At 63.0% G+C, this 21,393-nt stretch carries 20 protein-coding genes and 1 riboswitch; of the genes, 14 read left to right on the top strand and 6 right to left on the bottom strand.

Annotated elements, in window-relative coordinates:
* Nucleotide 1: 1 nt before the first annotated feature.
* The 7 genes from LB559_RS23030 (at nt 2) to LB559_RS23060 (ending at nt 8,036) form a co-directional block, all read left to right on the top strand.
* The gene (locus LB559_RS23030) at nt 2-826 is read left to right on the top strand and encodes an ABC transporter permease (RefSeq protein ID WP_013528250.1); all 825 of its coding nucleotides are present in this window, start codon (nt 2-4) and stop codon (nt 824-826) included.
* On the top strand, nt 826-2,496 hold the full coding sequence (locus tag LB559_RS23035; RefSeq protein WP_013528251.1) for an ABC transporter ATP-binding protein: 1,671 nt from the start codon (nt 826-828) through the stop codon (nt 2,494-2,496). Before LB559_RS23030 ends, LB559_RS23035 begins: the two co-directional genes overlap by 1 nt.
* Before the next feature lie 185 nt (nt 2,497-2,681).
* Nucleotides 2,682-4,271, top strand: coding sequence for an ABC transporter substrate-binding protein (locus tag LB559_RS23040; RefSeq protein ID WP_024501943.1), 1,590 nt, complete (start codon nt 2,682-2,684; stop codon nt 4,269-4,271).
* 97 nt (nt 4,272-4,368) lie between these two features.
* On the top strand, nt 4,369-5,208 hold the full coding sequence (locus LB559_RS23045; RefSeq protein ID WP_084015589.1) for an alkaline phosphatase family protein: 840 nt from the start codon (nt 4,369-4,371) through the stop codon (nt 5,206-5,208).
* A gap of 170 nt (nt 5,209-5,378) precedes the next feature.
* On the top strand, nt 5,379-5,945 hold the full coding sequence (locus LB559_RS23050) for a sigma-70 family RNA polymerase sigma factor (RefSeq protein ID WP_224675058.1): 567 nt from the start codon (nt 5,379-5,381) through the stop codon (nt 5,943-5,945).
* On the top strand, nt 5,942-6,610 hold the full coding sequence (locus tag LB559_RS23055; protein ID WP_082826721.1) for an anti-sigma factor: 669 nt from the start codon (nt 5,942-5,944) through the stop codon (nt 6,608-6,610). The genes LB559_RS23050 and LB559_RS23055 overlap by 4 nt, the downstream gene beginning before the upstream one ends.
* On the top strand, nt 6,600-8,036 hold the full coding sequence (locus tag LB559_RS23060; RefSeq protein ID WP_224675059.1) for a S8 family serine peptidase: 1,437 nt from the start codon (nt 6,600-6,602) through the stop codon (nt 8,034-8,036). The genes LB559_RS23055 and LB559_RS23060 overlap by 11 nt, the downstream gene beginning before the upstream one ends.
* On the opposite strand, the gene LB559_RS23065 is transcribed toward LB559_RS23060, so the two are convergent.
* Together LB559_RS23065 and LB559_RS23070 are read right to left on the bottom strand one after the other, a co-directional pair.
* Complete coding sequence (locus LB559_RS23065; RefSeq protein WP_224675060.1) at nt 8,033-8,542, bottom strand: hypothetical protein; 510 nt, start codon at nt 8,540-8,542, stop codon at nt 8,033-8,035. The genes LB559_RS23060 and LB559_RS23065 overlap by 4 nt on opposite strands.
* A 22-nt stretch (nt 8,543-8,564) precedes the next feature.
* Nucleotides 8,565-9,383 carry a class I SAM-dependent methyltransferase gene (locus tag LB559_RS23070; RefSeq protein ID WP_224675061.1) on the bottom strand — a complete coding sequence of 273 codons (819 nt, stop codon included), beginning with the start codon at nt 9,381-9,383 and terminating at the stop codon, nt 8,565-8,567.
* 78 nt (nt 9,384-9,461) lie between these two features.
* Between LB559_RS23070 and LB559_RS23075 the strand changes: the two genes are divergently transcribed.
* Nucleotides 9,462-10,370, top strand: coding sequence for a LysR family transcriptional regulator (locus LB559_RS23075; RefSeq protein ID WP_013528259.1), 909 nt, complete (start codon nt 9,462-9,464; stop codon nt 10,368-10,370).
* A gap of 119 nt (nt 10,371-10,489) precedes the next feature.
* Here LB559_RS23075 and LB559_RS23080 read toward each other — a convergent pair whose 3' ends face one another.
* Nucleotides 10,490-11,512 (bottom strand): LacI family DNA-binding transcriptional regulator, encoded by a 1,023-nt coding sequence (locus LB559_RS23080; protein WP_224675062.1) that lies wholly within the window; start codon nt 11,510-11,512, stop codon nt 10,490-10,492.
* A 361-nt stretch (nt 11,513-11,873) separates the two neighbouring features.
* On the opposite strand from LB559_RS23080, the gene LB559_RS23085 reads away from it, so the two are divergent.
* From LB559_RS23085 to LB559_RS23105, 5 genes are all read left to right on the top strand, one after another.
* Nucleotides 11,874-13,229 (top strand): ABC transporter substrate-binding protein, encoded by a 1,356-nt coding sequence (locus tag LB559_RS23085; protein ID WP_013528261.1) that lies wholly within the window; start codon nt 11,874-11,876, stop codon nt 13,227-13,229.
* A 228-nt stretch (nt 13,230-13,457) separates the two neighbouring features.
* Nucleotides 13,458-14,471: a carbohydrate ABC transporter permease gene (locus LB559_RS23090; protein WP_224675063.1), complete on the top strand. Its 1,014-nt coding sequence runs from the start codon at nt 13,458-13,460 to the stop codon at nt 14,469-14,471.
* 1 nt (nt 14,472) lies between these two features.
* A complete protein-coding gene (locus LB559_RS23095) occupies nt 14,473-15,627 on the top strand; it encodes a carbohydrate ABC transporter permease (protein ID WP_063171027.1) in 1,155 nt (384 codons plus the stop codon).
* Nucleotides 15,628-15,631: 4 nt separating this feature from the next.
* Nucleotides 15,632-17,296, top strand: a complete 1,665-nt coding sequence (locus LB559_RS23100; protein WP_063169812.1) for an alpha-glucosidase — start codon at nt 15,632-15,634, stop codon at nt 17,294-17,296.
* A 24-nt stretch (nt 17,297-17,320) separates the two neighbouring features.
* Entirely contained in the window at nt 17,321-18,433 is a 1,113-nt protein-coding gene (locus LB559_RS23105; protein WP_013528265.1) for an ABC transporter ATP-binding protein, read from the top strand.
* Nucleotides 18,434-18,513: 80 nt separating this feature from the next.
* Here LB559_RS23105 and LB559_RS23110 read toward each other — a convergent pair whose 3' ends face one another.
* The 3 genes from LB559_RS23110 to LB559_RS23120 all read right to left on the bottom strand — a co-directional run bounded on the left by LB559_RS23110 (nt 18,514) and on the right by LB559_RS23120 (nt 19,306).
* On the bottom strand, nt 18,514-18,759 hold the full coding sequence (locus LB559_RS23110; RefSeq protein ID WP_013528266.1) for a DUF680 domain-containing protein: 246 nt from the start codon (nt 18,757-18,759) through the stop codon (nt 18,514-18,516).
* Between the two features lie 69 nt (nt 18,760-18,828).
* The gene (locus tag LB559_RS23115; protein ID WP_013528267.1) at nt 18,829-19,029 is read right to left on the bottom strand and encodes a DUF680 domain-containing protein; all 201 of its coding nucleotides are present in this window, start codon (nt 19,027-19,029) and stop codon (nt 18,829-18,831) included.
* Between the two features lie 79 nt (nt 19,030-19,108).
* On the bottom strand, nt 19,109-19,306 hold the full coding sequence (locus LB559_RS23120) for a DUF680 domain-containing protein (protein WP_013528268.1): 198 nt from the start codon (nt 19,304-19,306) through the stop codon (nt 19,109-19,111).
* A gap of 511 nt (nt 19,307-19,817) precedes the next feature.
* Nucleotides 19,818-20,020: riboswitch (cobalamin riboswitch) on the top strand.
* 115 nt (nt 20,021-20,135) lie between these two features.
* Here LB559_RS23120 and LB559_RS23125 point away from each other — a divergent pair.
* Nucleotides 20,136-21,383 carry an aromatic ring-hydroxylating oxygenase subunit alpha gene (locus LB559_RS23125; RefSeq protein WP_224675064.1) on the top strand — a complete coding sequence of 416 codons (1,248 nt, stop codon included), beginning with the start codon at nt 20,136-20,138 and terminating at the stop codon, nt 21,381-21,383.
* Nucleotides 21,384-21,393 lie beyond the last annotated feature (10 nt).

The following is a 21,393-nucleotide window of genomic DNA, read 5'->3' on the forward strand; positions in this document are numbered from 1 at the left end:
TATGCTCGATATCAAACGCATCCCCATCCCCGCGCTGATCGGCATCGTGCTGACGGCACTGTTCGTGCTTGCGGCGGTCTTCGCCCCCTGGATCGCGCCGCACGGCAATGGCGAAATCGTCGGCGATGTCTGGGAACCGATGTCGGCTGCCCATTTGCTGGGCACCGACAATCTCGGCCGAGACCTGCTGTCGCGCATGATCTACGGCGCCCGCATCACTTTGTTCATCGCGGTGCTGGCCACCGCGCTGTCGTTCTCGCTCGGCGCCATTCTCGGCTTCTCGGCGGCCGTCTTCGGCGGCTGGTTCGACACGCTGCTGTCGCGCCTCGTCGATCTCTTGATGTCGATCCCGACACTGATCATGGGTCTCGTCGTGCTGTCGGTGCTGCCGACCAATCTGGTGACGCTGATCCTGGTGATGGGCATTCTGGATTCGACCCGCGTCTATCGCCTGTCGCGCGCGGTCGCCGTCGACATCAACGTCATGGACTATGTCGAAGCGGCGAAACTGCGCGGTGAGGGCAGCGGCTGGATCATCTTCCGCGAGATTCTCCCCAACGCATTGTCGCCGCTGGTTTCCGAACTCGGTCTGCGCTTCATCTACGCGGTGCTGTTCCTGTCGACGCTGTCGTTCCTCGGCCTTGGCGTGCAGCCACCGGACGCCGACTGGGGCGGCATGGTCAAGGAAAACAAAGACGGCATCGTGTTCGGCATCGCGGCCGCACTCATCCCAGCGGGGGCGATCGCGCTGCTGGCGATTTCCGTCAACCTGGTTGCCGACTGGGTGCTCAACCGGACGACAAGCCTCAAGGGAGGACGCGGGTGATGGCCGACACCAAAGCGAAGCTCGGGCAACCGAAGTCAGGCCTGCTGCTCGACATCCGCAATCTGCGCATCGAGGCTACCGTCTTCCCGCCCGGTGAACCGCCGAAGGACATCGTGCTGGTGCACGATGTCTCACTGACGCTCGAGAAGGGCAAGGTGCTCGGCCTGATCGGCGAATCCGGCGCCGGCAAGTCGACTATCGGCCTGTCGTCGATGGGCTACGGCCGCGGCGGCGTGCGCATCACAGGCGGCGAGGTGATCCTGAACGGCCGCGACATCCTCAAGGGCGGCAAGGACGGCTTCCGCAAATTACGCGGCCGCGAGGTCTGCTATGTCGCGCAGTCGGCGGCAGCGGCCTTCAACCCGGCGCACAGACTGATGGACCAGGTGGTGGAAGCCACCCTGCTGCACGGCACCGCGACACGCGCCGAGGCCGAGAAGCGCGCGGTTGCGCTGTTCAAGAAGCTCAGCCTGCCGAACCCTGAAACCATCGGCGAGCGTTTTCCGCACCAGGTTTCGGGCGGCCAGTTGCAGCGTGTGATGACGGCGATGGCCCTGTGCTCCGAGCCGGACCTGATCGTCTTTGACGAGCCGACAACGGCGCTCGACGTGACGACGCAGATCGACGTGCTGGCGGCGATCAAGGACGCCATCCGCGACACCCATGTCGCTGCGCTCTACATCACGCACGACCTTGCCGTCGTCGCCCAGGTCTCCGACGAGATCATGGTGCTGCGCCATGGGAGGCTGGTCGAATGGGGCGGCACAAGGCAGATCATCAAGGAGCCGCGCCAGGAATACACCAACGCGCTGGTCTCGGTGCATGAGATCGAACACCAGGAGCAGAAGCCCGGCACGTCGCCGTTCCTGTCGGTGAAGAACGTCACCGCCGCCTATGGCCGCAGCCATATCAAGGTGCTGAAGGACGTATCCGTCGACATCTATCCGGGCCAGACGCTGGCCGTGGTCGGCGAGTCCGGCTCCGGCAAGTCGACGCTGGCGCGCGCCATCACGGGACTTTTGCCACCCGAACAGGGTACCGTCACCTTCGACGGACGCGCGCTGGCCAACAGGCTGGCCGACCGGCCGAAGGAGGATCTGCGCCAGTTGCAGATGATCTACCAGATGGCCGATGTGGCGATGAACCCGCGTCAGACCGTCGGCACCATCATCGGCCGGCCGCTGGAGTTTTATTTCGGCATGCGCGGCCGTGAGCGCGACAGACGCGTTGCCGAACTGCTCGACAAGATCGAGATGGGCAAGGGATTTTCCGACCGCTACCCGGCCGAGCTTTCCGGCGGCCAGAAACAGCGTGTCTGCATCGCCCGGTCGCTTGCCGCCAAGCCGAAGCTGATCATCTGCGACGAGGTGACCTCGGCGCTCGATCCGCTGGTGGCACACGGCATCCTCGAGCTGCTGCTGGAGCTGCAGAAGGAAGAGAACGTCGCCTATCTGTTCATCACGCATGACCTTGCCACGGTGAAGTCGATCGCCGATTCAATCGCGGTTATGTATCGCGGCGAGGTGGTGCGTTACGGCCCCAAGGGCAAGGTGCTGAGCCCGCCCTTCGACGCCTACACCGACCTGCTGCTCTCCTCGGTTCCAGAGATGGAAATCGGCTGGCTGGAAAAGGCAATCAAGGGACGGCGCATGGCCAGCGCGGGGAACTAAAGCAATTCCGGGAAAACTGGGAACCAATACTGCCGGAAGAAAAAGGCAGGCGCTTCCCCTGGAAATTGTGTCAGACCAAGCTGCCACATAGGGGCGTCAGCGACCGTCATCCGGATGCAACACTAGAGCGCCACACGTCCTTCGGGACGAGCGCCGCTCGCACGACTTTTAAACAGGGGTAGGACATGAAAACTGAACTCGATTATCTCGCCGAACTCGCCGGTCACGGCCGGATATCGCGCCGTGCCTTTCTTGGGCGCGCCGCCGCGCTCGGCGTATCGGCGGCCATGATGCCGGCGCTGGCCGGCAAGGCATTTGCCCAGACGGCGGTGAAGGGCGGTATCATCAAGGCTGGCCTGCAGGGCGGGGAATCCACCAATAGCCTCGATCCGGCGCTGAATCTCAGCCAGGTAACCTTCAGCTTCGGCAAGCTTTGGGGCGAGTATCTTGTGCGCCTCACACCGGACAACAAGCTGGTCAACCTGATTGCCGAAGAGATTGGCGCCTCAGCCGACGCCAAGACATGGACGATCAAGATCCGCGATGGCATCGAGTTCCACAATGGCAAGACGGTCGGCGCGGAGGACGTTGCCGCCACCATCGAGCGCCATGCGGACGAGAAGTCCAAGTCCGGAGCACTCGGCATCCTCAAGAACATCAAGGGCGTCAAGGCGAGCGGCAAGGAAGTCATCGTCACGCTCGGCGACGCCGATGCCGACTTCCCTTATCTGATGGCCGACTACCATCTCGTCATCCAGCCGAATGGCGGCAAGGACGATCCGAATGCCGGCATCAGCGCCGGACCCTACAAGGTTAGCGTCAACCAGCCAGGCGTGCGCCATGGCGGCGAGCGTTTCGCCAATTACTGGCTTGGCGACAAGGCCGGCCACGCCGACCAGGTCGAGATCATCGTCATCAATGATGCGACCGCACGGCTTGCAGCCTTGCAAGGCGGCCAGGTGCACATGATCAACCGCGTCGAACCCAAGGTCGTCGATCTGGTCAAGCGCATCGCGGGCGTTTCCATCGAGAATGTCTCGGGCAAGGGCTACTATCCGTTCAACATGTTCTGCGACACCGCACCTTTCGACAGCAATGATCTGCGCATGGCGCTGAAGCTAGCCATGGACCGCGACGAGATGCTGGAAAAGATCCTGCGCGGCTATGGCTCGGTGGGTAACGACTTCCCGATCAACGAGGCCTATCCGCTGTTTTCCGCCGATATCGAACAGCGCAAGTTCGATCCGGACAAGGCGGCGGCAGCCTACAAGAAATCAGGCCACAGCGGCTCGATCGTGCTGCGCACCTCGGACGTCGCCTTCCCGGGCGCCGTCGATGCCGCACAGCTCTATCAGCAGTCCTGCGCCAAAGCCGGCATCAAGATCGAGATCAAGCGCGAACCCGGCGACGGCTACTGGTCGGAGGTCTGGAACAAGCAGCCCTTCTCGCTCTCCTACTGGGGCGGACGCGCCACGCAGGACCAGATGTATTCCACCGGCTATGTCTCGACCGCCGACTGGAACGACACGCGCTTCAAGCGGCCGGAATTCGACAAGATGCTGTTTACCGCGCGCGGCGAGCTCGACCAGGCCAAGCGCCAGGCGATCTACCACGATATGGCAGTGATGATGCGTGACGAAGGTGGGCTGATCGTGCCCTTCTTCAATCAGTTCATCGACGCGGCCGCCACCAACAAGATCGGCGGCTATGCCAAGAGCCCTATCGGCGAAATGATGGACGGCTACGCGCTTGCCGAGTGCTGGCTCAACGCTTGAGCAGACTCTGATCGTCCGATTTCATCTATCAGAACGCCGTGTGCCCGGGACGGCACACGGCGTTCCCGTTTCAACCGCCAACCGCATGGAGCAGCCCGTGGCGCTCAAATCCAAGCTTCTGCTGATCATCCTCGATGGCGTGCCTTACCGGAACTGGCGCCGGCTGATGGGCAATCTCGAAGGCTGGGTGCAATCGGGCGAGGCGCGCGTCTGGAAGATGCGCTCGGTGCTGCCGTCGACCTCGGCCTGCTGCTATGCCTCGATCCACACCGGGGTTTCGCCGCAGGTGCACGGGATTCTCTCCAATGAGAACCGTTTCCGCGTCGAGCAGCCCGATATCTTCTCCGAGGTCAGCAAGGCAGGCGGCAAGACGGGGGCGGTGACCCATTCCTACTGGTCGGAATTCTTCCGCGCCTACCCGTTCGACCTGGTCGAGGGCATGGAATTCGACGAGCCAGGCGGGCCGATCACGCATGGCCGCTTCCACACCATGACCGGTTACAATCTCCGCAACCAGATGACGCCGAGCGATGTCGACCTGTTCGCGACGCTGACCATGCTGACGAAACGCCATGGCATTGACTACGGCATCCTGCACACCTGCACGCTGGATTCGATGGGACACCGCTTCGGCCACGACTGCCACGAGATGGACCATGCCGTCTATGCGATGGACGGCATGCTGGCCGCCTTCCTGCCGCGCTGGATCGAAGCCGGCTATGAGGTGATCGTGACCGCCGATCACGGCCAGACCGATCGTGGCCATCACGGCGGCCATGACGACGAGATGCAGGATTTCGCGCTGTATTATTTTGGACAAGGCAAAGGGCCGGATGCGGACACACTACTCGACCAGCTGCAGCTGGCGCCGACGGTGCTGAGCCGACTGGGTGTTCCCGTGCCCGCGACGATGAAGGCGAAGTCTTTCTTGGAGTGAGAAGCGGTCCGCGAAGCTCTTCCCTTCTGCCCTTGTGGGAGAAGGAAGAGGCGCACCTCTGGCAACCTCCGCGCTCTTCGGTTAGCCTCCGCAAAATTCCTTGGCGGAGGATGAACCTTTTTGGGCCGATCAGCGACAGAGCAGACAGGAGCCAGGCGGCTCGACCGGCCATGACGGCAGCGACGGAGACCGATCGCGCGCTCGTCGACCGGGTCGCGAAGGGCGACCGAGCCGCCGTGCGGCTCCTGTTCATGCGTCACCACGCGCGGGTCTACCGCTTCGTGGCGCGCCAGACGGGATCGGAAATGATGGCCGACGATATCGCCAACGAAGTCTTCCTCGAGTTGTGGCGCCAGGCGCCCGGCTTCGAAGGGCGTTCCGAAGTCTCGACATGGCTGCTCGGCATTGCCCGTTTCAAGGCGCTGTCCTTTCTGCGCAAGAAGAAGGAAGACTGGATCGACGACGAGGCCGCCGCCGCGGTGCCCGACGGCGCCGACACGCCGGAAGTCGTCACCATGAAGGAAGACAAGGCGGCCGCCCTGCGGCGCTTCGTCGACGCCTTGCCGGAAGAGCATCGCGTCGTCATCGATCTTGCCTATTATCACGGGCAGTCGGTGAGCGAGATCAGCGAGGTGCTCGACATTCCGGTCGCCACCGTCAAGACCCGGATGTTCTACGCCCGCAAGAAACTCGGCGAGGCTCTCAAGGCCGCCGATTACGACAGGGGGTGGCCATGAGCGCCGCTGAAAAGATGTCGCGCCGCGACGAAATGGAAACGCTGCTGCCGTTCTACCTGAACGGCTCGCTGGAAGGTTCCGACCTGGAAGCGGTCGAGGAATGGCTGGCCAGCGATCCGGCCGCACTTGCCGCCCTTGGCGAAGCTGAAGCCGAATTCTCCGGCGCCACGGCCGCCAACGAAGCAATCCGGCCGCCGGCCGATGCGCTCAGCCGCTTTGCCAAGGCACTCGACGCCGAGGCCGGGCCTGCGCGCAAGCCGGCAGGATCGTCCTGGCTGGCGCAGGCCTGGGGCCGCTTCATGGCGGTGCCGGTCGGCGTCGCCTGGGCGGCAGCCGCGGTTCTGCTGGCGCTGGTCATGGTGCAGTCGTTTGTCGAACCCGGCGGAAAGGGCAATGATTTCGAGATTGCCGGCGCGCAAGACGATCTGGCGAAAATGCCGTACGCCCTGGTCAAGTTCAAGCCGGATGCGAAGATGTCGGACATTTCCGCCTTCCTCGGCAGCAACGGGCTGAAGATCGTCGGCGGACCGACCGCCGACGGCGTGTTCCGGCTTGGCATCCCGGCTGCCAACGCAGCCGACTACACCAGGCAAATCGGCCTTGTTGCCGCCCAGGCTTTCACGGAGACTGTGATCGAGGGAAGGAAACCGGTTGATGGCGGCTGAGGCGGTCATTCGATTTGCGGCAATGCTTGCGGCGGCGATGACAATCGTCGCCGTGCCCGCGTCGGCGCAGACCAACGATCCCAATCCCGACCAGACGAAAATCGACTGCCGCGACGGGACCAATGCGGCAGGCGCCGACTGCGCCAAGGATGGCAGCGACACAGAGGGCGGATCGGATGCGGCGCAATCCGGCGCGGTGTTCCTGCCGGCCCTGATCGTCGACCTGTTTCCCAACCCGGCGGCGCCCCCGACCCCTGTGCCGACGCCACGGCCCGAACCGGCGACGCCGCCGGCCGATACTCAAGCCGGCCCCCCGCCCGGTGGCCCGATCGTCTCGCCGACCGATCTCATTGCCGTTCAGCCGCCGCGCGCGGTGGTTGGCGATTTCGTGCCCGACGAGGTGCTGGTGACCGTCGACGGCGATGCCGGCGCTGTCCAGCAGATCGCCGCCTCCTTCGGCCTGCAGGTGCGCTCGCAGCGCCAGTCGCGCCTGCTTGGCACCACACTGGTGCGCTTCGGCATTCCCGACGGCCGGCCCGTCGGCGTCGTGCTGGCGCAACTGGCCGCCGACGGCCGCACCCAGCGGCGCGAGCCCAATCACGTCTATTCGCTGCAGCAGGCCGCCGGCATCGTCAACTATGCGTTCGACCGCATTGCACTCGATTCCAAGCAGGCCAGCGGAGAAAACGTCCGCATCGCGGTGATCGACACCGGCATCGACGACACCAACCCGGCGCTCTCGGGCGTCATTGCCGGGCAGTTCGACGCCATGCCCGACGTGCCGATCGAAAAGCGCGATCACGGCACGTCGATCGACGGGCTGATCGCCGGCGTCGGCGCGCTGGAAGGCATGGCACCGGGCGCAAAAATCTATCACGCCCGCGCCTTCGAGGGCGGCAAGTCGACCATGGACGTCATCCTGTCGGCGCTCGACTGGGCGGCGGAACAGGACGTGCGCATCATCAATATGAGCTTTGTCGGGCCGAAGAACGATTTGCTCGGCGTCGCCTGCCGCAATGCCCGCGCGCTCGGCATGGTGCTGGTCGCCGCAGCCGGTAACAACGGGCCGAAGGCGCCCTATGGCTATCCGGCCGCCTTCGATGGTGTCATCGCGGTGACCGCCACCGATGCCAAGGACGGGCTGATGCCGCAGGCCAATCGCGGCGCCTATGTCTTCATCTCGGCACCCGGCGTCGAGATGGTGGCGCCGAGCGGCGCCGGCTCGGATGTGGTCACAGGCACCTCGTTTGCCGCGGCGATCGTGAGCGGCGCCATCGCCAATCTCATCCATGCCGCGCCCGATCGCTCGGCCGACGACATCGAAAAGGCGCTCGCGGCAACGGCCAGGGATCTCGGCCCCAAGGGACGCGACAATGATTTCGGCTACGGCCTGCTGGACATCAAGGCGGCGGCGGCAAAGGACTAGTCTGCGACAGTCAAAGCCGCGGCTTGCGGAGGACGCACCAGAAAATAGAACGCGACGATGTGCGTGATCATCAGCAGCGGCACGTAGATGATCGGGATCGCGTAGGTGGCGCCCAGTTCGCCCGCACGCTGGGGGAGGCCGACCTGGATGGCGTGGTAATAGTCTACGATCAGATCAACCGCCCCGACCAGATTGAAGGCGACGACGAGCGCCCAGAAGAGCCGAGGTATCCTTGCCGTGAGCAGCGCCAGCATGGCCAGCACTCCTGTTGCAAGGTCGCCGTAGGCAGCAAACACGGCAAAGCCGGCAGGCAAATCGGGGCTGACGACACCCGGAACGAGGAAGACCAGCCCGAAGAAGCGGAAGCTGTGCAGAGTGGCAACAGCGCGCTGCGCCGCGACCCGGTCCATCGACCTGAGCCACGGCAAACCGTATAAACCGAAGCAAAGCAGCCACGCGACATAGCCCAGAACAAGATGGATTTGGAACACGATCTCGGTTGACATCTGGCCTCCCTCGGCAACTGGTTCATGCGGCCTCGAACACTGCGGTCAGGATACCGAGCCGACCTTGCATAAGATTTCGTCCGAGGTTGGCCGCAAGCTCAGCGAAGTCCGGTCCCATCACCACGCCGAGATTGGGCGAAGGCGGCGGCCCCGACGCGCGCAACTGTGCGAACCACGCCTTGGCGGCGTCGGTGTCGTCTTGCCATGCCAGCATGCGGAAGCTGGCCGGTTCGATCGCCTCGCGCGTCGCACCGGCTGTTAGGAGAAAGCTCGTCGCCGGCGTTCTCGCCCAGGGAAGCGGATAGTGCGGCTCGCCTCCAGACAACACGACGTCGTATGTGGCAAACCTGCCGCCTGGCTTCAGCACGCGCCGAATCTCGCTGTAGAGCAGCGTCCGGTCAGAGATGTTCATCGCCACGTGCTGCAACAGCACCGCGTCGAAACGGCCATCGTCGAATGGGAGCTCCAATGCGCTGGCGGTCTGGAACGACAGCTGCCCGCTCTGTCCCGTGCGCTCGGTCAGATAGCGCGCGGCATCCACGAAAGGCTCGCTGAGATCCACGCCAGTAACCCGGCAGCCATAGGTCGCAGCCAGAAAGCGCGCCGGCCCACCGACGCCCGAGCCGACGTCCAGTATCGACATGCCGGCAGCGACCCCCGCCAATTGGGCAAGCTCGGCGGTGGCAGCTAGCCCACGGGTGTGAAACTGGTCGAGAACGCCCAATTGTTGGGGCGTGAGGAGCTGGTCCTCCGGGCCGAGGGCAGCCAACACCGTCTTCAGCCGCTCGGTCAGGCCCGTCGCGCGATAATGGTCGCGTACCCCTTCAAGTTCATCGGTCATCGCATGATGTCTCCTAGGTTCAGCTCATACCTAGGCCCACTTCCATAATTCGACTACCCGGCGTAATAACAACAACCTATGAAGCAGAACTACACAGTCCGACATGGTGCGCTGGAGGGCATCGAGGCGTTCCTGGCTGTCGCCAGGCACCGCAACTTCCGCCGCGCCGCAGCGCAACTCGGCGTGACACCGTCCGCCGTGAGCCAGGCGGTGCGCGCGCTGGAGGCACGCATGGGTGCGGCGCTGTTCGTCCGCACGACACGGAGCGTCGGCTTGACCGAGCCTGGCCAGCGGTTCCTCGATCGTGCCGGCCCTGCTTTCGAAGAACTCGTCGCGGCCGGCGAGGCCGTGCGTGACATCGGCCAACGGCCGACCGGTCTGCTGCGCCTGTCCGTGCCCCGCGCTGTCGTGCCGTTGATCCTGGAGCCGATGATCGCGTCGTTCTGCCGGGCTTACCCCGAGATCGAACTGGAGATCGCCGCGAGCGACGAGATGGTCGATCTCGCGGCCGGCGGGTTCGATGCCGGCATCCGTCTCGGCCAGTTCATTGCGGTCGACATGGTCGCGGTGCGGCTAACCCCATCGTTTTCGTTCGTGGTCGTCGGCAGCCCTGACTATCTCAAACGCCACGGCCGCCCCGAACGCGTCGATGATCTGCGCAACCACGCCTGCCTGCGCTTGCGCCGTTCGAATGGCGCCATAGCGCCCTGGGCTTTCGTCGACGGCAACGAGACGATCGAGGCGATGCTCTCAGGCCCGCTGATAGCGCACGATTATCCGACATTGCTCGGGGCCGCGATGCGGGGCGTCGGGCTGGCGCAGACGCCTCGACCAATCGCTGAAGCTCCGATAGCCGAAGGTAAACTGGAACCGGTGCTGGACGGCATTGCCGCCACGACGCCCGGCGTCTTCCTGTATCATCCCGGCAAGCGCCAAGTCCTGCCGAAGCTGCGCGCCTTCATCGACCACCTCAAATCCGCGGCGTGAGATATCGGAATCCGGCCCCCTTGCGGTGGTCTCCCTACTGCCGGCGTCGGGCGAGATTGATGCGGCGTGAGTGTCGCGTCTCAACTCGATCCCGCAGAGCACATGGCTTTGATCTCCAGCTACGCCGGCGCACCGGCGACTGACCCTCTCACCACCAGGTCGACCGGCCAGACCTCGCCTCGCGCGCCCTCCTCCAGTCCTGAAATCCGTGCCGCCAGCCGCTCGGCGACACGGGCGCCGGCGAGACGGATCGATGAACGCGTCGTCGACAGCGGCACCGAGAAATTCTCCGGCCTCAGCCAGGGGAAGACATCGTCATGGGCGATCAGCGAGACGTCGCTCGGGATGCTCAAGCCGAGGTCGCGCACCGCACGCACGACGCCCAGCGCCATGATCAGGCTGGAGCAGGCGATCGCCGTCGGCGCGTCGTCCCCTTCCAGCAAACGCCTGGTGGCGCGATAGCCGTTCTCCTCGGTCATATCGACCGAGCAGACATGGCGTTCGATCAATGTCAGTCCGCTCGCGGCGAGTGCCCGGCGCACGCCGCGTTCGCGATGGATGGCGAAGGTCTCGCGGCCGTCACCGTTGATCAGCGCCAGCCGCCGATGACCGAGCTGGATCAGCAGCCTGGCCGCTTCGTGGAAGGCGCCCTCATTGTCGATATCGGTGAAGGCGTAGTCGAAATCGAAGCCCTCACTGCGGCCATGGACGATGAAGGGAATGCCGAGCGTGTTGACCAGCGCCACGCGCCGGTCGGCGGGCCTTGGAGAGGAGATATAAACAGCGTCGACCTGCCGGTTGGCGACGATGCGCCGGTAGGTCGTCTCCTGGTCGTCGGCGTCGGCCGGCGACAGCACAAGGTCGAGCTCGTGCGAGCGAGCATAGTCGCCAAGGCCGGACAGGAACTCGACGAAATGCGGATCGATGTCGACGGACGCACCGGTCGGCAGGACATAGCCGATCATGCCGGTCTTGCCGGTCGCCAGCCGGCGCGCGCTCGGGTTGGGCCGATAGCCATGGCGCTTGGCGGCATCCATGACACGCCTGCGCGTCTCCTCGTTGACCTCGGGATAGCCGTTCAGCGCGCGGCTTACCGTGGTTTGCGAAAGTGCCAGCATGTGGGCGAGCTGCTTGAGGTTCACGAAAGTCTCCATTCCCTCAAAGCGCTTTTAAATTGAATCGACCCAAGTGCCATCGGGGCCGAGCCATACGAAGCCCAACCATAGACGCGGTTTGGGCATGTTTGAAACAAAAATTGCTGCTGCACTGCCATAATAGCGTGCTGCGACGCACTTTTAGGGCGCAAATGCGCGAACCTAAATCGATTGATTCGCCAGCCTCTTGACTTCCCCGCGATTCAATGGCGTGATCGAAAAAGCCAAAGCGCTTTGGAAGACTCTTCGAAAGGTTGCGGTTCCTTTCCGACTGAGTCACAGTCCTGCGGCGTCGGCGGGCGGAATGGAGGTTCCGTCCGGTGTGTGAGACCCACTGGGAGGAATACCGATGAAGAAAATGCTTTTGCTGGGTGCTGCGTTTGCCACGTTCGCCCTGAACGCGCCCGCGCAGGCCGAACTGAAGTTCAAGCCCGGCGAAGACAAGCGCTTCAACTGGGCGAACTACGAAGAGCTCAAGAAAGTCGACCTCAAGGGTGAGACGCTGTCGATCTTCGGACCGTGGCGCGGCGAGGACGAAGGCCTGGTGCGCGGCGTTCTCGACTATTTCTCGGAAGCCACCGGCGTCGAGATCAAATACTCCTCCTCGGAGAATTACGAGCAGCAGATCGTCATCGACACGCAGGCCGGCAGCCCGCCCAACATCGCCGTGCTGCCGCAGCCGGGCCTCATCCAGGACCTGGCGTCGAAGGGCCTTTTGACGCCGCTCGGTGACGACACCGCCAAATGGGTCAAGGACAATTACGGCGCCGGCCAGTCATGGGTCGATCTCGGCACCTTCAAGGACAAGGACGGCAAGCCGGGCTTCTTCGCCTTCCCTTACAAGGCCGACGTGAAGTCGCTGGTCTGGTACTCGCCGGATAATTTCGAGGAAGCCGGCTACAAGGTGCCGAAGACCCAGGAAGAACTCGCCGATCTCGAAAAGAAGATCATCGCCGATGGCGGCAAGCCGTGGTGCATCGGCCTCGGCTCCGGCGGTGCCACCGGCTGGCCGGCAACCGACTGGGTCGAAGACCTGATGCTGCGCACCCAGCCTCCGGAGGTCTACGACAAATGGGTGAAGAACGAGATCCCGTTCAACGATCCGGCGGTGGTCAACGCCATCGACATTTTCGGCAAGATCGCGACCGACGACAAGATGGTCGACGGCGGCGCCAAGGCGGTTGCGGCGACCGACTTCCGCGACAGCCCGAAGGGCCTCTTTTCGGTGCCGCCGAAATGCTACCTGCACCACCAGGCATCGTTCATTCCGACCTTCTTCCCGGAAGGCACCAAGGTCGGCCAGGACGCGGACTTCTTCTACTTCCCGCCCTATGCCGCCAAGCCTGAACTGGGCACGCCCGTGCTCGGCGCCGGTACGCTGGCGATGATCACCAAGGACAGCAAGAGTGCGCGCGCGTTCATCGAATTCCTGAAGATGCCGCTCGCCCACGAGATCTGGATGGCCGAGGGCGGCTTCGTGACGCCGCTCAAGTCGGTCAACAAGGATGCCTATGCCAGCGACGCGCTGAAGAAACAGGGCGAAATCCTCGCCAATGCCTCGACTTTCCGCTTCGACGGTTCCGACCTGATGCCGGGCAAGATCGGCGCCGGCGCCTTCTGGACCGGCATGATCGACCTGGTCGGCGGCAAGTCGGCACAGGACGTCGCCACCGACATCCAGAAGAGCTGGGACGCCATCAAGTAGACGGCTGGCACGTAGACGACCAACCATTCTCGCACTGGATCCGGACCGTACCGGCCCGGATCCGACGGCGGCCCGTGCCGCAGCCTTTCGTCATGAGCGCATTGACATGAAGCGCGATCGGCAATGTGCGCAAGCCGCCGATGACGCGCTCCAAACAACTGAATCGGCGCCTGGTCCCCGTCACCAAGGTCATTCCTTGTCGGGTCATGCGCAGGGGGAGAGGGACCCATGGCGGCTCAGATTTTCTCGGCCATTTTCGTCATCATCGTCGGGGTCGGCGGTTGCGTCGCCTATTTCTGGGGCGCCAACAAACTGGTCGACCTGATATTCCCGTCACGCGGCGTCGCAGGTGCCGCGGCCATCGACAATCTGCGCCGGCAAGGGCTGGTCCGTCCATGGCTGTTCGTCGGTCCGGCGATGGTCATCCTGACCATCTATCTGATCTATCCGGTGGTCGAGACGCTGCGGCTGTCGTTCCTCGATCGCGGCGGCATCAATTTCGTCGGCCTGGCGAACTATGAATGGGCGTTCGGCGACCGCGAGTTCCGCAACTCGATCCTCAACAACATCATCTGGCTGGCGGTGGTGCCGGCCGCCTGCACCTTCCTCGGGCTGATCATCGCCGTGCTTACGGACAAGATCTGGTGGGGCACGATCGCCAAGAGCCTGATCTTCCTGCCGCTGGCGATCTCCTTCGTCGGCGCCAGCGTGATCTGGAAATTCATCTACGAGTATCGCGGCGAAGGCCAGACGCAGATCGGCATCCTCAACGCCATCATCCAGCATTTCGGCGGCCAGCCGCAGGTCTGGATATCGCTGCCGTTCTGGAACAATTTCTTCCTGATGATCATCCTGATCTGGATCCAGACCGGCTTTGCCATGGTCATCCTGTCTTCCGCCCTGCGCGGCATCCCCGAGGAAACGCTGGAAGCCGCCGTCATCGACGGCGCCAATCCGTTCCAGATCTTCTGGAAGATCATGGTGCCGCAGATCTGGGGCACCATCGCCGTGGTCTGGACCACGATCACCATTCTGGTGCTCAAAGTATTCGACATCGTGCTGACCATGACCAACGGCCAGTGGAACAGCCAGGTGCTGGCCAATCTGATGTTCGACTGGATGTTCCGCGGCGGCGGCGATTTCGGCCGCGGCGCCACCATCGCCATCATCATCATGATTGCGGTCATTCCGATCATGGTCTGGAACGTCCGACAGGCGAACAAAGAGACGGGAGGACATTGAGATGGCAGTCGCGACCGGAAATTCCTTCGCCAGCCGCTTTGGCGTCCACATCGCCGTGCTCATCTTCGTCGCGATCTGGACCATACCGACCCTCGGCATCCTGGTTTCGTCGCTGCGCGACAAGAACCAGATCATCGCCTCGGGCTGGTGGAACTCGTTCGCCAGTTCCACCCAGACCGAAGCCGGCCGGCTGCCGCCCGCCTCGGCGCAAGTCGAGAAGGACGGCAAGTTCGTGCTCGAGGGCAATATCTTCGGCGACGGCGCCAAGCGCGACATCAGCGCCTTCGGGGTCAAATCGGCGGCACCGACGCAGTATCCCGCCGGCACCACAGCCGATCTCGGCGACGGCGTGACCTTGCAGCTCAATGCCGACGGCAGCTTCGTCATGCAGTCCCCGAAAGCGTTCGAAGGCGATCGCGGCCAGCGCGTCTATTATGCTTCGTCGGCGCCGCCGAAATTCACCACCGATAATTACAAAACCGTGCTGTTCTCCGAAGGCATCGGACGGTCTTTCATGAATTCCCTGACCGTCACCATTCCGGCGACCGTCATCCCGATCCTGATCGCCGCCTTTGCCGCTTATGCGCTGGCCTGGATGCGGTTTCCCGGCCGGGCGCTGCTGATCGCGGTCATCATCGGCTTGCTGGTGGTGCCGTTGCAGATGTCGCTGATCCCGCTGTTGAAACTCTACAACGGCGTCGGCGCTTTCTTCGGCATGCCGTCGAAGACCTATCTCGGCATCTGGCTGGCGCATACCGGCTTCGGCCTGCCCTTCGCCATCTACCTGCTGCGCAGCTACATTGCCGGCCTGCCGCGCGAAATCATGGAATCGGCGCGCATCGACGGCGCCAGCGATTTCGAGATCTTCGTCAAGATCGTCTTGCCGCTGTCGTTTCCGGTGCTGGCTTCGTTTGCCATCTTCCAGTTCCTGTGGGTATGGAACGATCTGCTGGTGGCGATGGTTTTCCTCGGCACAGAGGCAGACCAGATCGTGCTGACCGCCAAGCTCAACGCGCTGTTGGGCTCACGCGGCGGCGACTGGGAGATTCTGACGACATCGGCTTTCGTGACCATCATCGTGCCGCTGATCGTGTTCTTCTCGCTGCAGCGCTATTTTGTCCGCGGGCTGCTTGCCGGCTCGGTGAAAGGAGGCTGAGACGATGCAATCCGCTTTGAAGGCCAGCTCGAAGCCTGACCTCGCTATCGATCGCGACTGGTGGCGGGGCGCGGTGATCTACCAGATCTATCCGCGCAGCTACCAGGACTCGAACGGCGACGGCATCGGTGACCTTAAGGGCATCATCGGGCGGCTACCCTACATCGCGGCACTCGGTGCGGACGCCATCTGGATTTCGCCGTTCTTCAAGTCGCCGATGAAGGATTTCGGCTATGACGTGTCGGATTACTGCGACGTCGATCCGATGTTCGGCACGCTGGCCGACTTCGACGCGCTGACCGCCGAGGCACACAGGCTGGGCTTGAAGGTGATGATCGACGAGGTGCTGTCGCACACCGCCGACAATCATCCCTGGTTCAAGGAAAGCCGGTCGAGCCGCAGCAACCCGAAAGCCGACTGGTACGTCTGGGCAGACGCCAGGCCGGACGGCACGCCGCCCAACAACTGGCTGTCGATCTTCGGCGGCTCGGCCTGGCAATGGGACACCAGCCGCCAGCAATATTACATGCACAATTTTCTGGCCGAGCAGCCCGACCTCAACTTCCACAACCACGAGGTTCAGGACGCGTTGCTCGACGTCACCCGCTTCTGGCTGGAGCGCGGCGTCGATGGTTTCCGGCTCGACACCATCAATTTCTACTTCCACAGCCAGGGCTTGGAAAACAACCCGCCGCTGCCGCCGGAAGAGCGCAACGACCAGACCGCGCCGGCGGTCAACCCCTACAACTACCAGGACCATCTCTACGACAAGAGCCGGCCCGAGAACCTCGGCTTCCTCGAACGGTTCCGTGCCCTGCTCGATGAATATCCGGCAACGGCAGCGGTCGGCGAGGTCGGCGATTCGCAGCGTGGGCTTGAAGTGGTGGCCGCCTACACCGCCGGCGGCAAGCGCGTGCACATGTGCTACTCCTTCGATTTCCTGGCGCCGGAAAAGATCAGCGCGGGCAAGGTCCGCTCGGTGCTGGAATCCTTCGGCAAGGTCGCCAGCGATGGCTGGTCGTGCTGGGCCTTCTCCAACCACGATGTAATGCGCCCGGCCTCGCGCTGGGCCGCCAATGAGCCCGACCCGACCGCCTACCTCAAGGTCATCTCGGCGCTGCTGATGTCCTTGCGCGGTTCGGTCTGCATCTATCAGGGTGAGGAACTTGGGCTCGGCGAGGCCGACCTTCGGTTCGAGGATTTGCAGGATCCCTACGGCATCCGCTTCTGGCCTGAATTCAAGGGCCGCGACGGCTGCCGCACACCGATGGTGTGGGACGGCGGCGCCAAGAATGGCGGCTTCTCCCAGGCAAAACCCTGGCTGCCGGTGCCGGCCAAGCATTTGGCGCAAGCGGTCAATGTCCAGCAGGGCGACGAGGCTTCGCTGCTCGAGCACTACCGGCGCTTTCTCAGCTTCCGGCGTGCCCATCCGGCGCTGGCCAAGGGCGACATCACCTTCATCGAAAGTGAGGGAGATACCGTGGCCTTCACGCGCCGCGCAGGCAACGAGCAGATCGTCTGCGTCTTCAATCTGGGAGCCGGGCGGGCCAAGGTTGACCTTGGCGGCCGATCGCTGCAACCTCTGCCCGGGCACGGATTTTCGGGGCAGGCGAGCAGCGGTTCCATCGAGCTTGGCGGCTACGGCGCCTGGTTCGGGCGTCTCGACTGAATTTCCAATCACTGGAGGAAACCAATGGCCGATGTCACGCTAAGACAAGTGAAGAAGTCCTACGGCAATCTGAACATTCTCCACGGCATCGACCTCGATATTAAGTCGGGCGAGTTCATCGTCTTCGTCGGCCCGTCGGGCTGCGGCAAGTCGACATTGCTGAGGTCGATCGCCGGGCTCGAGGAAATCACCTCCGGCGAACTCAGAATAGCCGGCGAAGTGGTGAACGACGTGCCGCCGTCGAAGCGGGGCATCGCCATGGTGTTCCAGTCCTACGCGCTGTACCCGCACATGACCGTCTACGACAACATGGCGTTCTCGATGAAGATCGGCAAAGAGAACAAGGCCGAGATCGACCGCCGCGTGCGCCAGGCCGCCGAGATCCTGCAGCTGACCAAATATCTCGACCGCCTGCCCAAGGCGATGTCGGGTGGCCAGCGCCAGCGCGTCGCCATCGGCCGCGCCATCGTGCGCAATCCGAAGGTGTTCCTGTTCGACGAGCCGCTTTCGAACCTCGACGCCGCGCTGCGCGTCGCCACCCGCATCGAGATCGCCAAGCTCAAGGAATCGATGCCCAACACGACCATGATCTACGTTACCCACGACCAGGTCGAGGCGATGACGCTGGCCGACCGCATCGTGGTGCTCAAGGACGGCCATATCGAGCAGGTCGGCACGCCGATGGACCTCTACAAGAAGCCCGGCAATCTGTTCGTTGCCCAGTTCATCGGCTCGCCGGCCATGAACATCCTGCCGGCGACCATCGAAAAGACCGGAAACCCGACCGTCGTCAGCCATGTCGGCGGACGCAAGGCGACCGTGCCGATTGCGACGCCGGCTTCGGCAAAGGGCGCCGCGGTGAGCTTTGGCGTGCGGCCGGAGGACCTGATCATCGCCAGCGGCGCGGACTATCTGTTCGAGGGGACGGTCGACTATGTCGAGCAACTCGGCGAGGTGCAGCTTGTCTATGTCGACATCGGCCGCGCCGATCTGCCGCTGGTGACCAAGCTGCCCGGCAATGTCGAGGTCAAGCGCGGCTCGACATTGCGGCTGAGCGCCAATGGCGAGGACCTGCATATCTTCGACGCGGATGGACGTTCTTTCGCGTTGCATGAAGTGGAAGCAAAGGCGGCTTAACCGCAATTACCGTGTCAGGCACAAAAAAAGAGCGGCGGGCCGGGCCCGCCGCTCTTTGACTTGGAGATCGACTTCGGTTGTTAGTTGTTGCCGAAGAGGTTGCGGTCGGCACCTTGCGGAGCAGACTTCTGGGTGGTGTCACCCGACGAGTTCAGCAGCTTGTAAACCGGCGAACCGGTGTTGCGTACCGAAGAGGTGCGCGTGCTGTCGACCGAAGTCGTGGCGGCAGGCTGATTGGCACCATTGGAGCCAAAGTTGTCGCTGCCGGCGAAGGCACTGCCGGTGATGGCCAGAACGGCGGCGGCAGCAATGAGGATCTTGTTCATTTTAGTCTCCTGAATTCTGGATTTCGCCAGGACGGCAGACACAGCTGCCGTCGGTTGCGAAATTGGTTGTTAGCGACCGAAGAGGTTACGGTCGCTGCCCTGAGCGGGCGTCTGGGCAGCCGGTTCCGAGGTCTTGGTGGAAGCCGTGTACGACTGGTCCACAGCGGCGGCAGGCTGGTTGGGGCCGTTCGAACCGTAGTTGTCGCTGCCCGCGAAAGCGCTGCCGGTGATGGCCAGAACGGCGGCGGCAGCAATGAGGATCTTGTTCATCTTGAATACTCCTGAATGTCTGGATTTCGCCAGGGCGGCGGGCGAGCCCGCCGTCGACCGGGAAACTGGGAATCGGCTGTTAGTTGTTGCCGAAGAGGTTGCGGTCAGCACCCTGGGCAGGCGCCTGAGCAGCCGGTTCCGACTTCTTGGTCGAAGCGGTGTACGAGCTGTCGACAGCAGTGGCTGCCGCGGCGTTGGAACCGTAGTGGTCGCTACCAGCGAAGGCGCTGCCGGAAATGGCCAGAAGGGCTGCGGCAGTGAGAATGATCTTTTTCATTTTTGGTACTCCAGTATCGTCTTTTTTCCGTCCGTCTAGCGGCGTGTCTTGGAAATGAAATTCGCGTCGTTCGGACAGCCCCGATGTGGGAGGGCAAGGTCGTCTTTTCCAATCACGAAGTTGTTCCGTGTGGACCATGAATCCACACCTTGAAATTGTGCCAATGGAATCTAAGGATGCATTTTTCTTCTTCTTATCAGTGGGTTAGGTGTAGCCACCTGATGGATCACTGACTGTTTCAGAGGCCCAGCGTTCACACCGTCCTGCACGCACCGTCAACAGAAACGAACCGTTCGGTTCGATTTTAGAGCAAGCTAATAGTCACTTTTCGAAACCGTTAACCTTTTTTGACCCCCGCGAAGGGTCGGATTCGGGAAGATCGCAGCCGGCAAATGGCCGCCCGGGAGGTGGGATCTTGGCCCGCGACGATCTGCAGTAGCGTTTCGCATGCCGTGTCGCGCCGCATGGATACGATGTCGTTTTCATGCCGACGGCGCGCCCGCGATCGTGGTTAGATCATACCATCTCAGGTGCCGCTTCGTGACGACGAGGCGGAGAATTGGGAAGCCGGTCAGAATCCGGCGCTGCCCCCGCAACGGTGGTGGAGTTCAAGTCGCAACGGGAGACCACTGGGCAACCGCCTGGGAAGGTGTCGCGATGGTCCGCAAGGACAACTCCAGAGCCCGGAAACCAGCCCGAGATTTTTAGATCTCGACTGATCGCGGTGGGCGGTCAAGAGGTGGATAGCGCATGTCCGGCACACAGCCGGCCTGCGTTTCAATCCTTCCTCCGTCACCACCAGTTCAGTCCTTAGGAACGAGGACAGGACATGGATATCCGCAACGACATGCTGAGGCTCCTGAAGGGGCGCCGGCAAGGCTTTTCGCTGGAGCAGCCCTTCTACACCGATCCGGACTACTTCAAGCTCGACATGGAGCTGATCTGGTATCGCGACTGGCTGTTCATCGGCCATGATTGCGAACTGCCGAAGCCGGGCAGCTACATCACCGTGCAGGTCGGCGATTATCCGGTCGTCCTTGTCCGCGACCAGCACGGCAAGATCAACGTCTTCCACAATTCCTGCCGCCATCGCGGCAGCCGCGTGTGCAACACGGAGAAGGGTACCGCGGCAAAGCTCGTCTGCCCGTATCATCAATGGACCTACGAGCTGGACGGCCGCCTGCTGTTTGCCCGCCAGATGGCCGACGGTTTCGACAAGAGTGATTTCGGCCTGAAGCCGGTCGCCTGCGAGAGCGTCGGCGGCTACATCTTCATCTGCCTGGCCAAGGAACCGGCAGATTTCGCGCCGATGCGGGCGATGATCGAACCCTATCTTTTGCCGCACCGGCTGCGTGAAGCAAAGATCGCCTTCGAGAGCACGATCGTCGAGAAGGGCAACTGGAAGCTGGTCTGGGAAAACAACCGCGAGTGCTACCACTGCGCCGCCAATCATCCCGAGTTGTGCAAGACCTTCCCCGAGGCTCCAACCATAACCGGCGTCCATGGCGCCGACAGCGACCCTGAAATGGTCGCACACTGGGCCAGATGCGAGGCATCAGGCTTGCCGAGCAAATTCCGCATCGATCCGGCAGGGCAGTACCGCGCCACCCGCGCGCCGCTGCTGCGCGATGCCGTCAGCTACACCATGACGGGAAAACGGGCGGTCCAGAAGAACCTGTCCGACAGCGTTTCAACCGACCGCATCGGCTCCTTGCTGCTCTATCACTATCCGACGACCTGGAACCATATCCTCGGCGACCACGCCGTTACCTTCCGCGTGCTGCCGATCAGTGCCACGGAAACCGCGGTGACAACGAAATGGCTCGTCCACAAGGATGCGGTCGAAGGCGTCGACTACGACCTCGCTGAGCTCACCCATGTCTGGACCGAGACCAACGACCAGGACCGCCGCATCGTCGAGGAAAACGCCTTCGGCATCCTGTCGCCGGCCTATGAACCAGGCCCCTATTCGGAGCTGCATGAGGGCGGCGTGATCCAGTTCGTCGAGTGGTACGCGTCGTTCATCGGGCCGCGCCTTGCCGAAGGCGGCCGGCCGGCCCTGCGCAGCGTCGCCTAGCCCAGGGGAC

It is taken from the genome of Mesorhizobium sp. BR1-1-3 (genome assembly GCF_020165455.1).
Classification (GTDB): Bacteria; Pseudomonadota; Alphaproteobacteria; order Rhizobiales; family Rhizobiaceae; genus Mesorhizobium; species Mesorhizobium ciceri.

Bases quoted from the DNA above. Each gene is read 5' to 3' on its own strand.
- LB559_RS23030 (WP_013528250.1), top strand. From the start codon at position 2: ATGCTCGATATCAAACGCATCCCCATCCCCGCGCTGATCGGCATCGTG.
- LB559_RS23035 (WP_013528251.1), top strand. From the start codon at position 826: ATGGCCGACACCAAAGCGAAGCTCGGGCAACCGAAGTCAGGCCTGCTG.
- LB559_RS23040 (WP_024501943.1), top strand. From the start codon at position 2,682: ATGAAAACTGAACTCGATTATCTCGCCGAACTCGCCGGTCACGGCCGG.
- LB559_RS23050 (WP_224675058.1), top strand. From the start codon at position 5,379: ATGACGGCAGCGACGGAGACCGATCGCGCGCTCGTCGACCGGGTCGCG.
- LB559_RS23055 (WP_082826721.1), top strand. From the start codon at position 5,942: ATGAGCGCCGCTGAAAAGATGTCGCGCCGCGACGAAATGGAAACGCTG.
- LB559_RS23060 (WP_224675059.1), top strand. From the start codon at position 6,600: ATGGCGGCTGAGGCGGTCATTCGATTTGCGGCAATGCTTGCGGCGGCG.
- LB559_RS23065 (WP_224675060.1), bottom strand. From the start codon at position 8,542: ATGTCAACCGAGATCGTGTTCCAAATCCATCTTGTTCTGGGCTATGTC.
- LB559_RS23070 (WP_224675061.1), bottom strand. From the start codon at position 9,383: ATGACCGATGAACTTGAAGGGGTACGCGACCATTATCGCGCGACGGGC.
- LB559_RS23075 (WP_013528259.1), top strand. From the start codon at position 9,462: ATGAAGCAGAACTACACAGTCCGACATGGTGCGCTGGAGGGCATCGAG.
- LB559_RS23085 (WP_013528261.1), top strand. From the start codon at position 11,874: ATGAAGAAAATGCTTTTGCTGGGTGCTGCGTTTGCCACGTTCGCCCTG.
- LB559_RS23090 (WP_224675063.1), top strand. From the start codon at position 13,458: ATGGCGGCTCAGATTTTCTCGGCCATTTTCGTCATCATCGTCGGGGTC.
- LB559_RS23095 (WP_063171027.1), top strand. From the start codon at position 14,473: ATGGCAGTCGCGACCGGAAATTCCTTCGCCAGCCGCTTTGGCGTCCAC.
- LB559_RS23100 (WP_063169812.1), top strand. From the start codon at position 15,632: ATGCAATCCGCTTTGAAGGCCAGCTCGAAGCCTGACCTCGCTATCGAT.
- LB559_RS23105 (WP_013528265.1), top strand. From the start codon at position 17,321: ATGGCCGATGTCACGCTAAGACAAGTGAAGAAGTCCTACGGCAATCTG.
- LB559_RS23110 (WP_013528266.1), bottom strand. From the start codon at position 18,759: ATGAACAAGATCCTCATTGCTGCCGCCGCCGTTCTGGCCATCACCGGC.
- LB559_RS23115 (WP_013528267.1), bottom strand. From the start codon at position 19,029: ATGAACAAGATCCTCATTGCTGCCGCCGCCGTTCTGGCCATCACCGGC.
- LB559_RS23120 (WP_013528268.1), bottom strand. From the start codon at position 19,306: ATGAAAAAGATCATTCTCACTGCCGCAGCCCTTCTGGCCATTTCCGGC.
- LB559_RS23125 (WP_224675064.1), top strand. From the start codon at position 20,136: ATGGATATCCGCAACGACATGCTGAGGCTCCTGAAGGGGCGCCGGCAA.